9 protein-coding genes and 1 riboswitch are annotated in these 13,848 nt (G+C 71.7%); of the genes, 5 read left to right on the forward strand and 4 right to left on the reverse strand.

Annotated features, from left to right (window positions below; translation table 11 throughout):
- Positions 1-77 precede the first annotated feature (77 nt).
- From FHL80_RS26865 to glgX, 3 genes are all read right to left on the reverse strand, one after another.
- A complete protein-coding gene (locus tag FHL80_RS26865; RefSeq protein ID WP_138735782.1) occupies positions 78-659 on the reverse strand; it encodes a LysM peptidoglycan-binding domain-containing protein in 582 nt (193 codons plus the stop codon).
- A gap of 3 nt (positions 660-662) precedes the next feature.
- A riboswitch (cyclic di-AMP (ydaO/yuaA leader) is annotated at positions 663-824 on the reverse strand.
- A gap of 215 nt (positions 825-1,039) precedes the next feature.
- Positions 1,040-3,361 (reverse strand): malto-oligosyltrehalose synthase, encoded by a 2,322-nt coding sequence (gene treY, locus FHL80_RS23670; protein WP_138735783.1) that lies wholly within the window; start codon positions 3,359-3,361, stop codon positions 1,040-1,042.
- Complete coding sequence (glgX, locus tag FHL80_RS23675; RefSeq protein WP_138735784.1) at positions 3,358-5,466, reverse strand: glycogen debranching protein GlgX; 2,109 nt, start codon at positions 5,464-5,466, stop codon at positions 3,358-3,360. The genes treY and glgX overlap by 4 nt, the downstream gene beginning before the upstream one ends.
- A 279-nt stretch (positions 5,467-5,745) precedes the next feature.
- On the opposite strand from glgX, the gene uvrB reads away from it, so the two are divergent.
- The 4 genes from uvrB (at position 5,746) to FHL80_RS23695 (ending at position 11,330) form a co-directional block, all read left to right on the forward strand.
- A complete protein-coding gene (uvrB, locus tag FHL80_RS23680; RefSeq protein WP_138735785.1) occupies positions 5,746-7,863 on the forward strand; it encodes an excinuclease ABC subunit UvrB in 2,118 nt (705 codons plus the stop codon).
- A 292-nt stretch (positions 7,864-8,155) separates the two neighbouring features.
- Positions 8,156-9,244 (forward strand): TerC family protein, encoded by a 1,089-nt coding sequence (locus FHL80_RS23685; RefSeq protein WP_138735786.1) that lies wholly within the window; start codon positions 8,156-8,158, stop codon positions 9,242-9,244.
- A 122-nt stretch (positions 9,245-9,366) separates the two neighbouring features.
- Positions 9,367-10,440 (forward strand): TerC family protein, encoded by a 1,074-nt coding sequence (locus tag FHL80_RS23690; protein ID WP_138735787.1) that lies wholly within the window; start codon positions 9,367-9,369, stop codon positions 10,438-10,440.
- Between the two features lie 104 nt (positions 10,441-10,544).
- Positions 10,545-11,330 (forward strand): MIP/aquaporin family protein, encoded by a 786-nt coding sequence (locus tag FHL80_RS23695; RefSeq protein ID WP_138735788.1) that lies wholly within the window; start codon positions 10,545-10,547, stop codon positions 11,328-11,330.
- A 9-nt stretch (positions 11,331-11,339) separates the two neighbouring features.
- Here the strand turns inward: FHL80_RS23695 and FHL80_RS23700 are convergent, their stop codons facing one another.
- Positions 11,340-12,584 carry a metal-dependent hydrolase family protein gene (locus FHL80_RS23700; protein WP_138735789.1) on the reverse strand — a complete coding sequence of 415 codons (1,245 nt, stop codon included), beginning with the start codon at positions 12,582-12,584 and terminating at the stop codon, positions 11,340-11,342.
- Between the two features lie 86 nt (positions 12,585-12,670).
- Here FHL80_RS23700 and FHL80_RS23705 point away from each other — a divergent pair.
- Positions 12,671-13,848, forward strand: a 1,178-nt coding sequence (locus FHL80_RS23705; protein WP_216871001.1) for an MFS transporter, incomplete at its 3' end; no start/stop codon positions are given.

Consider the following 13,848-nt stretch of genomic DNA (forward strand, 5'->3'; position numbering starts at 1 on the left):
CATCATGCCCGCGGGCCGGGCCCTCAACCGTCCCGTGCTCCGGGCAGCCGGGGCGGTGCCCCGGCTGCCCGGTGTGCTCAGACGGCCAGCACCTGTCCGACGGCGATGCGGTTCGGGTCGCTCACGGTCGACGAGTTCAGCGCGGCGAGCGCCTGCCAGGTCGTGCCGTGGGCGGACGCGATCGTGGAGAGGGTGTCGCCGGGCTGCACGGTGTACGAACCGCCCGCGGACGCGGCCGGAGCCGCAGCAGGGGCCGCCGCGGGGGCCGGAGCCGGCGCCGGGGCGCCGGCCGCGGGGGTGGTGCCCGCGGTGAGGTACTTGCCGCAGACCGGCCAGGCACCGACGCCCTGACCGACGAGGACCTTCTCGGCGATCTCGATCTGCTGCGCCGGCGTGGCGAGGTCGGCCCGCGCGGCCAACGCCGTGCCGCCGTAGCCCGCCCAGGTGCTCTGGGAGAACTGCAGGCCGCCGTAGTAGCCGTTGCCGGTGTTGATGCTCCAGTTGCCGCCGGACTCGCAGTCGGCGACACCGGTCCAGTCGTGCGTCGCCGCTGCGGAAGCAGGTGCGGCGAGCAGGCCGATGCCGACGGCGGCAGCGCCGAGGGCGACGGCCCCGCCCGCGACGGTGCGGCGGGCGCGGACGTGCAGGGACTCGAACATGGGTGATCCTCCCGATCACCGCCTACGAGGTGAGCTGTCGGGTTCGGGCGAATCGGTGCCCGGCCGGCCGGTGCCCTGAGGGCACGGCACGGCTTCACCCCTAGACGCGCAGGCGCGTCGGAAGTGGGTCCCCCGCCCCCGTCCTGGGTGGGTCGATGTCAGGCTGCCGGCGGACGGGGTTCGGCGGTCCGGCGCCTCGTGCCCGGCCGGTGTGGCCCGGGACGCCGAGAACGGTAGGCGAGACTCGCGGGTCTCGCTCCCGGTGCCGGCGACGTTCCGGCATCCGCCCCAGGACGCTCTGCGACAGGCCGGGCCGGGGACACCTGCACGTCCCCGGCCCGTCACCTCACGTCACTGCCAGGACACCTGTGTGCCCTTTCTCACTCCCGGACGAGCAGGGCGACCGGGAGCTGGGCGAGCACCTCGGTCAGCGGGGCCCCGCCGGCGGCCGAGACAACCCGGGCGCCGGTGAGCAGGTCCCGCCAGGCGCCGGTCGGGAGCTGCAGCGCGGTGTCGCCCCAGCCGGTGGCCGCCAGGCGCACCGGCAGCCGGGTCGCCACCGGGACGACCTCGCCGCGGTCGAAGGCGACGACGGAGTCCGCCGCCGTCCCGGTGGCCTCGAGCGGGGTGTAGCCGGCGAAGGCCTCCGGGTGGTCCCGCCGGTGCCGGAGCACCCGGGAGACGACCAGCAGCTTCGCCGCGCCGGTCTCGTCGACCGGCGGCACCCAGCCCTCGTCCAGCCGGGCCAGCAGGCCGCGGCGGAGCTCGTAGTCGACCGGACGGCGGTTGTCCGGGTCGACCAGCGAGAAGTCCCACAGCTCGGTGCCCTGGTAGACGTCCGGGACGCCGGGCATCGTCAGCTGCAGCAGCTTCTGCGACATCGAGTTGCTGTAGCCGGACGGCGCGATCCGGGCGACGACGTCCTCGATCGCGGCGTGCGTCGTCTCGTCGTCGTACGCCGCGTCGACCAGCGCGTGCAGCTGGTCCTCGAACTCCTGCACCGGGTTGGTCCAGGTGGTCGAGGTGCCGGCCTCGCGGGCGGCCTTCTCCACGTAGGCGTGCGCCCGCTCGCGGGACAGCGGCCAGGCGCCGACCAGGTTCTGCCACACCAGGTGCGCCAGCGACCGGTCGGCCAGGGGGTGCCGGTCGAGCAGCTGACGCACCAGCTCCGCCCACTCGGTCGGCTGCTCGGCCAGGACGGCGAGCCGGGCCCGCACGTCCTCGCTGCGCTTGGTGTCGTGGGTGGACAGCGTCGTCATCGAGGCCGGCTTGACCTCGGCCCGGTGCTGCTGCGCCCGGTGGAACTCCGCGACCGTCGTCCCGAACCGGGCCGGGTCGCCGCCGACCTCGTTCAGCGCGACGAACCGGGCGTACCGGTAGTAGGCGCTGTCCTCCACGCCCTTGGCCATGACCGGCCCCGAGGTCTGCTCGAAGCGGGTGGCCAGCTCGGTCCCGGCGGTGCCCAGCAACGGGTGCAGGCCGTCGACGGCCGCGGTCAGCTCGGGCCGCCGCTGCTTGACCGCGGCGACGGTCTCGTCCAGGTGCTCCCGGCCGTCGGGCAGGTAGCTCCGGTAGACCGGGAAGCTGGCCAGGAGTTCCGCGAGCCCCTCGGTGATCTGCTCGGCCGGCACGCCCGGCAGCTCGCCGACGATCCGCTGCAGCCGGGCCACCTCCGAACCGAGCATGCCATCGGTGACCTCGCGCTTGCAGTCGTGCACCAGCTGCGCGTAGTCGACCGGCGCACCGGCGAGCTCGCTGTCCAGGGCGGTCATCGCCGCCTCGCCGGCCGGGTCGACGAGGACGCCGTCCACCTCGGTGAGCGCGTCGTACCCCGTCGTCCCGGCCGTCTGCCAGCTCTCCGGCAGCTCCTCACCGGGCTCGAGGATCTTCTCGACGACGGTCCACCGGTCGCCGGTGGCCTCGGCGAGGGAGTCCAGGTAGCCCTTGGGGTCGGCCAGCCCGTCCGGGTGGTCGATCCGCAGCGCGTCGACCGAGCCGTTCCCGACCAGCTCGGCGACGAGCGCGTGGGTGGCCCGGAAGACCTCCGGGTCCTCCACCCGCAGCCCGGCGAGGGTGTTGATCGCGAAGAACCGGCGGTAGTTGAGCTGGTCGTCCGCACGCCGCCAGTCGACCAGCTCGTAGTGCTGCCGGTCGTGCACCTCCTGCGGGGTCCCGCTCCCGGTGCCGGGGGCGATCGGGAAGCGGTTGTCGTAGTAGCGCAGCTCGCCGTCGGCCACCTCGAGCTTGGCGACGTCGTCCGCGCTGCCCAGGACGGGGATGCGGATTCGGCCGCCGCCGAAGTCCCAGTCGACGTCGAAGGCGTCGGCGTGGGCGCTGTCCCGCCCGTGCTGCAGCAGGTCCCACCACCAGCCGGACTCGGCCGGGTCGCTGACGCCCATGTGGTTGGGCACGAGGTCCAGGACGAGGCCGAGACCACGCTCGTGCAGCGCGGCGACGAACCGGTCGAGACCGGCCCGCCCGCCGCGCGGCTCGTCGATGTGCGCGTGGTCGACGGTGTCGTACCCGTGCGTGCTGCCCTTCGCCGAGCGGAGCAGCGGCGAGGAGTAGGCGTGCGTCGCCCCGAGGTCGGCCAGGTAGCCGGCCACCGACGCGGCGTCGTCCAGGGTGAAGTCGGCGGTCACCTGCAGCCGGTAGGTGCCCGCGGGCACCTCGCGGCGGCGGCCGTCCGTCGGCTCGCTCACGGCGCCGCCTGCAGCACGACGGTGGCGCGCGGGGCGATGGTCAGCGTCTCGCCGGCCTTCACCTGCACGGGCTCGACCTCCTCGAGCTCGGCCGTGTCGACGACGACGGTCCAGCCCTCGGCGTAGTCGCTGCCGGGCAGGGTGAACTCGATCGCCTCGTGGGAGGCGTTGAACGCGAGGTAGAAGCAGTCGTCGACGACGTCCTCACCGCGCTCGTCGGTCTCCCGGATGCCGTGGCCGTTGAGGTACATGGCCAGCGACTTGGCGAAGCCGACGTCCCAGTCGTCGTCGCTCATGACCTCGCCCGCCGGGGTCAGCCAGGCGATGTCCTGCACCGGGTCGCCCTCCTCCCGGCGGACCGGACGGCCGTGGAAGAACCGCCGGCGCCGGAAGGTCGGGTGGTCGGTGCGCAGCTTGGTGACCAGCTTGGTGAACTCGAGCAGGCCCTCGTCGACGTTCTCCCAGTCGATCCAGGTGATCTCGTCGTCCTGGCAGTAGCCGTTGTTGTTGCCGCCCTGGGTGCGCCCGAGCTCGTCGCCGTGCAGCAGCATCGGCACGCCCTGGCTGAGCATCAGCGAGGCGATGAAGTTGCGCCGCTGCTGCGCGCGCAGCGCGAGGATGTCCGGGTCGTCGGTCGGCCCCTCGACGCCGCAGTTCCAGCTGCGGTTGTGGCTCTCGCCGTCGTTGTTGTCCTCGCCGTTGGCCTCGTTGTGCTTCTCGTTGTAGGAGACCAGGTCGTTGAGGGTGAAGCCGTCGTGGGCGGTGACGAAGTTGATGCTGGCCACCGGGCGGCGGCCGGAGTGCTGGTACAGGTCGGCGGAACCGGAGATGCGGCTGGCGAACTCGCCGATGGTGGCGTCCTCGCCGCGCCAGAAGTCCCGGACGGTGTCGCGGTACTTGCCGTTCCACTCGGTCCACAGCGCCGGGAAGTTGCCCACCTGGTAGCCGCCGTCGCCGATGTCCCACGGCTCGGCGATCAGCTTGACCTGGCTGACGATCGGGTCCTGGTGGCAGAGGTCGAAGAACGCCGACAGCCGGTCGACCTCGTGGAACTGGCGGGCCAGCGACGAGGCGAGGTCGAAGCGGAAGCCGTCGACGTGCATCTCGGTCACCCAGTAGCGCAGCGAGTCCATGATCAGCTGCAGCGACTGCGGGGTCGCGACGTTGAGCGAGTTCCCGGTGCCGGTGGTGTCCATGTAGTACTGCTCGTCGCCCTCGACCAGCCGGTAGTAGGCCTGGTTGTCGATGCCGCGGAACGACAGCGTCGGGCCCATGTGGTTGCCCTCGGCGGTGTGGTTGTAGACCACGTCGAGGATGACCTCGATGCCCGCCTCGTGCAGGGCGCGGACCATGCCCTTGAACTCCTGCACCTGCTGGCCGTCGGTGTCCTGCGCGTACTCGTTGTGCGGCGCGAAGAAGCCGATCGTGTTGTAGCCCCAGTAGTTGCGCAGGCCCTTCTGCTGCAGGGTGTCGTCCTGCACGAACTGGTGCACGGGCATCAGCTCGATGGCGGTGATGCCCAGGCTCTGCAGGTGCTCGATGACCGCGGGGTGCGCGACGCCGGCGTAGGTGCCGCGCAGCGCCTCCGGCACCCGCGGGTGGGTCATCGTCAGGCCCTTGACGTGGGCCTCGTAGATGACCGTCTTGTTGTACGGCGTCTTCGGCGGGCGGTCCACGCCCCAGTCGAAGTAGGGGTTGATGACGACGGACTTCGGCATGTGCGCCGCGGAGTCGTCGTCGTTCTTCTCGCCGTTCTCGAAGCGGTAGCCGAAGACCGACTCGTCCCAGTCGATCTGGCCGTCGATGGCCTTGGCGTACGGGTCGAGCAGCAGCTTGGCCGGGTTGCACCGCTGGCCCTGCGCGGGGTCGTGCGGGCCGTGCACCCGGAAGCCGTAGCGCTGCCCGGGCTGGATGCCGGGGATGAAGGCGTGCCAGACGTAGGCGTCCATCTCCGGCAGCCGGATGCGCGTCTCGTTGCCGGCCTCGTCGAAGAGGCACAGCTCGACCTTCTCGGCCACCTCGCTGAAGATCGCGAAGTTGGTGCCGGTGCCGTCGTAGGTCGCTCCGAGCGGATAAGCGGAACCGGGCCACACCTGGGTGGTCATGGGGAAGGTCGTCCTCCTGCTGAGCGCCCCGGCGCAGGCGCAGGGGCAGGGTTCGTGGCAGCTGAACCGGGGGGTTCGCTGTCGGATGCCCGCAGTCGGGCCCCCGCACACCTGGCATGACGCAGGACACGTGTGGGGTGCGCCTCGCACGGGCACCGTGGGCTCGGAGTTTGCCAGCCCCGCTCGCGGCAGCCCGCTGACCAGCGCAGCGGACGGCCGAACGGTCCCCGCACGCCGGGAGGTCCCGTTCTGTCGCACCCCCGTCGTACCGTCGTCGGCGTGTCCACCTCCACCGACATCCGGCCCACCCGCGGGCGGTTCAAGGTCGTCAGCGAGTTCGAGCCCTCCGGTGACCAGCCGACGGCGATCCAGGCCCTCGCCGAGCGGGTCAACGCGGGGGAGACCGACACCGTCCTGCTCGGTGCCACCGGCACCGGCAAGTCGGCGACCACCGCGTGGCTGATCGAGCAGGTGCAGCGCCCGACGCTGGTCATGGCACCGAACAAGACCCTCGCGGCGCAGCTGGCCAACGAGTTCAAGGAGCTGATGCCCGACGCCGCCGTCGAGTACTTCGTCTCCTACTACGACTACTACCAGCCCGAGGCCTACGTCCCGCAGACGGACACCTACATCGAGAAGGACTCCTCGATCAACGAGGAGGTGGAGCGGCTGCGGCACTCGGCGACCAACAGCCTGCTCACCCGCCGCGACGTGATCGTCGTGTCGACCGTCTCCTGCATCTACGGCCTGGGCACGCCGCAGGAGTACGTCGAGCGCGCGCTCAAGGTGAAGGTGGGGGAGCAGCGCGACCGCGACGAGCTGCTGCGCACCCTGGTGACCGAGCAGTACACCCGCAACGACCTGTCCTTCACCCGCGGCACCTTCCGGGTGCGCGGCGACACGATCGAGGTCTTCCCGGTCTACGAGGAGCTCGCCTGCCGGATCGAGATGTTCGGCGACGAGATCGAGCGGCTGTACTACCTGCACCCGCTCACCGGCGAGGTCGTCCGTGAGGTCGACGAGCTGTTCGTCTTCCCGGCCACCCACTACGTCGCCGGCCCGGAGCGGATGGAGCGGGCGATCCAGACCATCGAGGCCGAGCTGGAGCAGCGGCTCGCCGAGCTGGACAAGCAGGGCAAGCTGCTGGAGTCCCAGCGGCTGCGCATGCGCACCACCTACGACATCGAGATGATGCGCCAGGTCGGGTTCTGCTCGGGCATCGAGAACTACTCCCGGCACATCGACGGCCGCTCGCCCGGTTCGGCCGGCGCCTGCCTCATCGACTACTTCCCCGACGACTTCCTGCTCGTCATCGACGAGTCGCACGTGACCGTGCCGCAGATCGGCGGCATGTACGAGGGCGACATGAGCCGCAAGCGCACCCTCGTCGAGCACGGCTTCCGGTTGCCCTCGGCGATGGACAACCGGCCGCTGAAGTGGGAGGAGTTCACCGACCGGATCCACCAGACCGTCTACCTGTCGGCGACGCCGGGGCACTACGAGCTCGGCCGGGTCCAGGGCGACGTCGTGGAGCAGGTGATCCGGCCCACCGGGCTGATCGACCCCGAGGTCGTGGTCAAGCCGACCAAGGGCCAGATCGACGACCTGGTGCACGAGATCCGGCTGCGCACCGAGCGGGACGAGCGGGTCCTGGTCACCACGCTGACCAAGAAGATGTCCGAGGACCTCACCGACTACCTGCTCGAGCTGGGCATCAAGGTCCGCTACCTGCACTCCGAGGTCGACACGCTGCGCCGGGTCGAGCTGCTGCGCGAGCTGCGGCAGGGCGAGTACGACGTGCTGGTCGGCATCAACCTGCTGCGCGAGGGCCTCGACCTGCCCGAGGTGTCGCTGGTGGCGATCCTCGACGCCGACAAGGAGGGCTTCCTCCGCTCGGGCACGTCACTGATCCAGACGATCGGCCGCGCCGCGCGCAACGTGTCCGGTCAGGTGCACATGTACGCCGACAAGATCACCCCGTCGATGGCGCAGGCGATCGACGAGACCAGCCGCCGTCGCGAGAAGCAGATGGCCTACAACACCGAGCACGGCATCGACCCGACGCCGCTGCGCAAGAAGATCGTCGACATCCTCGACGGCATCTACAAGGCCGCGGAGGACGCCGAGGCGTCGACCGAGCTGCTGGGCGGCTCGGGCCGGCAGCAGTCGCGGGGCAAGTCGCCGGTGCCGGGGCTGTCGTCGAAGAGCAGGGCGAAGGCCGGGTCGATCGACGTGCAGGGCCTGCCGCGCAACGAGCTGGCCGACATGATCACCACCATGAACGAGCAGATGCTGGCGGCTGCTCGCGAGCTGCAGTTCGAGGTGGCCGCCCGCCTGCGCGACGAGCTCAACGAGCTCAAGCGCGAGCTGCGGCAGTTCGACGCCGCCCACGCCTGAAGGAGGACCCCTCTGCCCCCCACCGCTCGCGAGCTCGCGGAGGGACCTGCAGCGGGGCCAGGGCCGGGAACCCCGGGCGGCCGTCGAGCGTTCACCGGGAGACGAACCGCGTTCCGTCGGGCGATGGCGCCTGTGCCGGACCGGTTCGACGTGGAGGGGAGTATCCCGCCGCGGCACCGTCGTCAACACGAGGTCCCATGACCTCCGGCGCTGCCGGCCGACCGGATCGTGGTCGGTGGGAGAGACCTCCGGGTACTGACGCATCAGCCAGTAGCACCGGAGGAACTCACCCATGGACGTCCCCTTCTGGATCTGGGCAGTCACCATCGCCGCGATCGTCGGGATGCTGGTCTTCGACTTCGTCGGCCACGTCCGGACCCCGCACGCACCCACGCTCCGCGAGGCGGCCACCTGGTCGGCGGTCTACATCGGCATCGCCGTCGTCTTCGGGCTGCTGGTGCTCTGGTTCGGCGGGGCGACCCCCGGCGGTGAGTACTTCGCCGGCTACATCACCGAGAAGAGCCTCTCGGTGGACAACCTCTTCGTCTTCGTCCTCATCATGGCCAGCTTCGGCGTCCCGCGGATCGCCCAGCAGAAGGTGCTGCTCTTCGGCATCACCTTCGCGCTGGTGCTGCGCACGGTCTTCATCCTCATCGGCGCGGCGGCGATCGAGAACTTCAGCTGGGTCTTCTACCTCTTCGGCGCCATCCTCATCTACACCGCCTGGGTGCAGGCCCGCAGCGGTGGGCACAACGGCGAGGAGGAGTACCAGGAGAACGCCGCCCTCCGGCTGGTGCGCAAGGTCGTCCCGACGACCGAGGAGCACCACGGCGACAAGATGACGGTCAGGCTGCAGGGGAAGCGGTACATCACCCCGCTGGCCATCGCGCTCATCGCCATCGGCACCGCCGACATCATCTTCGCCGTCGACTCGATCCCGGCGATCTTCGGCCTCACCCAGGACACCTACCTGGTCTTCGCGGCCAACGCCTTCTCCCTGCTGGGTCTGCGGCAGCTCTTCTTCCTCATCGACGGTCTGCTCGACCGGCTGGTCTACCTGGCCTACGGCCTCGCGGTGATCCTCGCCTTCATCGGCGCCAAGCTCGTGATCCACGCGCTGCACACCAACGAGCTGTTCTGGGTCAACGGCGGCGAGCACATCACCGTCATCCCGGAGATCCCGACCTGGCTGTCCCTGGCGGTCATCCTGGTGACCCTGCTGGTGACGACGCTGACCAGCCTGCGGCACGACCGCAAGGTCCGCGAGCGCCGGCGGGTCCGGGACGACGCCGCCGCCTCCGAGGTCACCGGCGGGGCCACCGCAGCGAGCACCGGGAGCACCCAGCAGGCCCCGGCGCCGTCCTCGGCGCACACCGACTGACCGCACAGCCGGCACCTGGGCCGGGGACGACGGGACGTCGTCCCCGGCCCGCGCCGGGTGCGGCCGCGGGAACCATTTCGTTGGCCGGTACACCTGGGGAGTGACCCGTAGAGTCGGGTCCCGTGGAGCTCCCCGTCTGGTTCGAGATCGCGACGTTCGTGGGGCTCTCGGTCCTGTTGCTCGCCGACCTGGCCCTCGTCGTCCGCCGTCCGCACGAGCCGTCGGTGAAGGAGGCGACCGCCTGGGTCGTCTTCTACGTCGCGCTCGCGCTGGTGTTCGGGGCGGTCGTCCTCGCGGTGACCAACACCCAGTTCGCGACCGAGTTCTACGCCGGTTGGCTCACCGAGTACTCGCTGTCGGTCGACAACCTGTTCGTCTTCGTGATCATCATGGCGCGCTTCCAGGTGCCCAGGAAGCTGCAGCAAGAGGTCCTGATGGTCGGGATCATCATCGCGCTGGTGCTGCGCGGGATCTTCATCCTGCTGGGCGCCGCGGTGATCGAGCGGTTCACCTGGGTCTTCTACATCTTCGGCGCCTTCCTCGTGTACACCGCGATCAACCTGGTCCGGAACCGGAACGAGGACGAGGACTACGAGGAGAACGCGCTCATCAGGCGGATGCGCAAGGTCCTGCCGATCACCAAGGACTTCCACGAGAGCAAGATCCGGGTCACCCAGGACGGCAAGAAGCACTGGACGCCGATGATCGTGGTGTTCCTGGCGCTGGGCACGACCGACCTGCTGTTCGCGCTGGACAGCATCCCGGCCATCTTCGGGCTCACCAAGGAGCCGTTCATCGTCTTCACCGCGAACATCTTCGCGTTGATGGGCCTGCGCCAGCTCTACTTCCTGCTGGGCGGGCTGCTGAAGCGGCTGGTCTACCTCTCGATCGGCCTGGCGGTGATCCTGGCCTTCATCGGCGTCAAGCTGATCATGGAGGCGCTGCACTCGAACGAGCTGCCCTTCATCAACGGCGGCGAGCACCTCGAGGCGGTCCCGGAGATCCCGATCTGGCTGTCCCTCACGGTGATCCTCGGCGTGCTGATCATCGCCACCGTCGCCAGCCTGCTCAAGACCCGCGGCGAGACGCCGGACGACGACGAGCGGCCGCGGGTGGCCGGCGGTGAGGCCGCGGTGCACACCGACGACACCGGGCGCACCGCCCCCGCCGAGGCCGACGAGCCCCGCCGTACCTGACGGGTCCGCGCCCGGCTCGCCCAGCGGGCGGGCCATCGGTCGCTGACACTGGCCCGGGCCGCCCAGGACCGGCGGCCGTCCGACAGGGAGAAGAGAACCACTCGATGTCCGGCCTCTACGGCAGCAGCACCACCCAGAACGTCCCGCGCGTCGCGATCGCGGAGCTGATCGGCACCTACCTGCTCGTCCTCGCCGGCACCTCGGTCGCCGTCGCCGCGCTGCTCGACCAGCCGATCGCGGGCGGCACGGCCGACTCGCTGGCCATCGCGCTGGCCTTCGGCCTGGCCCTCGTGGCGCTGGTCAACGCGCTCGGTCACGTGTCGGGCGCCCACCTCAACCCCGCCGTCACCCTGGCGCTGGCGGTCACCGGGGCCTTCCCGTGGAAGTACGTGCCGGCCTACCTGGCGGCGCAGCTCGGCGGTGCCGTCCTGGCCAGCCTCACCGTGTGGCTCACCTACGGGGACGCCGCCCGGGACTCCGCCTCGCTGGCCGCGACCCTGCCCGGTGGCGGGGTCAGCACGCTGACCGTGTTCGTCATCGAGGCGGTCGTGACCTTCTTCCTCGTGCTGGTCATCGTCTCGGTGGCCACCGACAGCCGGGTGGCCAAGGGCGCCGCGGGCCTGGCGGTCGGGTTCACCCTGGCCGTCTGCGTGCTGGTGGCCGGTCCGCTGTCCGGCGGCGCGGTGAACCCGGCCCGCGCGCTGGGCCCGATGATCGTGGCCGGCACCTTCGACGGCGCGTGGGCCTACGTCCTCGGCCCGGTGCTGGGTGGGGTCCTGGCGGCCGTCCTGTACGCCCGGTTCCTCGGCCAGGGGCAGGACCCCGCCCAGGCCGAGGACCCCGCCCAGGCCGAGGACCCCGCCCAGGCCGAGGACCCCGCCGCCGCCTGACCGGTCGGCTCAGCGCGGTGCGACGGTCCCCGCCTCGACCGTCGCGCCGCCGGTGGCCACCAGCTCGCCGTCCCGCCAGACCTCGCGCACCCGGCCGGACAGGCCGGTGAGGTCGGTGGCGTCGCCCTCCAGGACGACGACGTCGGCCCGCTTGCCGGGCTCGAGGCTGCCCAGCTGGTCGGCCACGCCGAGCAGCTCCGCCGCCGACAGGGTGGTGGCGTGCCAGGCCTGCTCCGGGCGCATCCCGCAGTCGGCCATCAGGCCCAGCTCGGTGAGGTTGTCACCGTGCGGACCGACGCCGCTGTCGGTGCCCATGGCGACCTTCACCCCGGCCGCGATCGCCCGGCCGATCGACTCGTCGTGGGCCGCCTGCACGTTGCGGGCCTTGTCGATCACGGTCTGCGGCAGCGAGGCGCCGGCAGCCACCGCCGCCAGCACGGCGCGCGGCGCGGCCAGGGTGGGCACCAGCCAGGTGCCGCGCTGCAGCATCAGGTCGATCGCCTCGTCGTCGAGGAAGATGCCGTGCTCGATGGAGCGGATCCCGGCGCGCACGGCGGCCTTGATCCCGCCGGCGCCCTGCGCGTGCGACATGACGTACACGCCGGCCGCCTCGGCCTCCTCCACCAGGACGTCGAGCTCGGCCGCGCGGAAGTGCGGGTGCCGCGGGTCGTCCCGGGCCGAGAGGACGCCGCCGCTCGTCGCCACCTTGATCACGTCGGCGCCGGCCCGCAGCAGCTGGCGCACGGTGCGCCGCATCTCGTCCGGGCCGTCGACGACGGTCGCCGGTCGGCCCGGGTGCGGGGCGAAGATCGGCAGGTCGGCGCCGCAGACGTGCCAGCCGTCGCCGTGCCCGCCGGTCTGGGACAGCATGCTGATCGCGATCTGCATCCGCGGGCCGGCGATCAGCCCGCTCCGGACCGCCTCGGCGACGCCCAGGTCGGCCCCGCCGGCGTCGCGGACCGAGGTGATGCCCTGCGCGAGGGTGCGCCGCAGGTTGTGCAGCGCCTCGTAGTAGCCGTAGCCGAACGGCGTCTGCAGCTGGCGCAGCGTGTCGACGCCGCTCATCATCACGTGCACGTGGCAGTCGAACAGGCCCGGCAGCACGGTCGCGCCGGTGCAGTCGACGACCTCGTCGCCGTCCAGCCCGGACCCGACCTCGACGATCCGGCCGCCCTCGACCACCACGTCGGCAGGCGCCGCCGGGGCGCCCGTGCCGTCGAGGACCCTGCCACCGGAGAACACGCGTCGCGTCATCCGGGCACCGTAGCGCTTCCTTAGCGCTCCTCAGGATCATGCGGCCGAGGAGCAGGGCCCGGTCCGCGCGTGGTTGGCTGCCGGTCATGGGCTCCTCGACCGACGCCGGCCGCATCGCCGGTCTGGTCGGGTCCCTCTTCGGCCTCGCTGGCATGGGCAGTGCTGCGGTCGCGGTCACGCTGCCGGCCATCGCCGCCGACCTCGACCTGACCACCGGTGGCGTCTCCTGGGTGATCAGCCTCTACGCGCTGATGCTGGCCGTGGCGACAGCCGTGTACGGCCGGATCGCCGACCTGACCGGCATCCGGCTGCCACTGGTCGTCGGCGTGGGCCTGATGACCGCGGGCGCGGTGCTCGGCGGACTGGCCCCCAGCTACCCGGTGCTGCTGGGTGCCCGCCTGCTCCAGGGGATGGGCGCAGCAGCGGTCCCGGTGCTCGGCATGGCGATCGTCAGCGCGAAGTACGACGGCGCGGTGCGTACCGCCGCGCTCGGCCGGGTCGCCGGTACCGCGGCGGCGGTCAGCGCGCTCGGGCCGCTGGCCGGTGGCCTGGTCGCCGACGTCGCGGGCTGGCGCGCGGTCGTGGTGCTGCCGGCGCTCGGGCTGCTGCTGGTGCCGGTGCTGTGGCGCGCGGTCCCCACCGACGGGACCGGGGCCCGGCTGGACGTGCTGGGTGCGATCCTGGTCGCCGGCACCGCAGCCGGCCTGGTGCTGCTGGTGCAGTCCCCGGCGTCGGGGGTGGTGATCGCCGTCGTCGGTGCCGCGCTCCTCGCGCTGGGCATCCCGGCGGTCGCCGCGCAGGTGCGCCGCCGGCCAGAGGGGTTCCTGCCCTCGGCCGTCGTCCGGGAGCCGGTGGTGGTGCGCAGCGCGCTGGCTGCCTCGGCCGTCCCGGCCGCCTGGTTCGCGCTGCTGATCGCCGTCCCTTCCGTGCTGGCCGGTGAGGGATGGACGCCGCTGCGCATCGGCCTGGCGTTGCTGCCCAGCGCGCTCACCGGCTTCCTCGCCCCCCGGCTGGCCGGCCCGCTGCTGGCCCGACTGGGCCCGGCCCGGTCGCTGGTCATCTCCGGGGTCACGGCGACGGTCGCGCTGCTGGCGGCCGCCCTGGGCGCCGCCGCCGGGTCCGCGCCCGGGCTGGTGTCGGCCGTCGTCCTGGTGACCCTTGCCTTCGGCCTGGGTCAGCCGGCGCTGATGGCCGCAGTCGGCGATGCCGTCCCGGTCGAGGTGCGCGGCGTCGCCCTCGGCATCGCCACGCTCGTGTTCCTGGT

Source organism: Modestobacter excelsi (assembly GCF_005930495.1).
Taxonomy (GTDB): Bacteria; Actinomycetota; Actinomycetes; order Mycobacteriales; family Geodermatophilaceae; genus Modestobacter; species Modestobacter excelsi.

What these genes read in the sequence shown, in the direction of transcription:
- FHL80_RS26865 (WP_138735782.1), bottom strand. Translation starts at nt 659, where the DNA reads ATGTTCGAGTCCCTGCACGTCCGCGCCCGCCGCACCGTCGCGGGCGGG.
- glgX (WP_138735784.1), bottom strand. Translation starts at nt 5,466, where the DNA reads ATGACCACCCAGGTGTGGCCCGGTTCCGCTTATCCGCTCGGAGCGACC.
- FHL80_RS23685 (WP_138735786.1), top strand. Translation starts at nt 8,156, where the DNA reads ATGGACGTCCCCTTCTGGATCTGGGCAGTCACCATCGCCGCGATCGTC.
- FHL80_RS23695 (WP_138735788.1), top strand. Translation starts at nt 10,545, where the DNA reads ATGTCCGGCCTCTACGGCAGCAGCACCACCCAGAACGTCCCGCGCGTC.
- FHL80_RS23700 (WP_138735789.1), bottom strand. Translation starts at nt 12,584, where the DNA reads ATGACGCGACGCGTGTTCTCCGGTGGCAGGGTCCTCGACGGCACGGGC.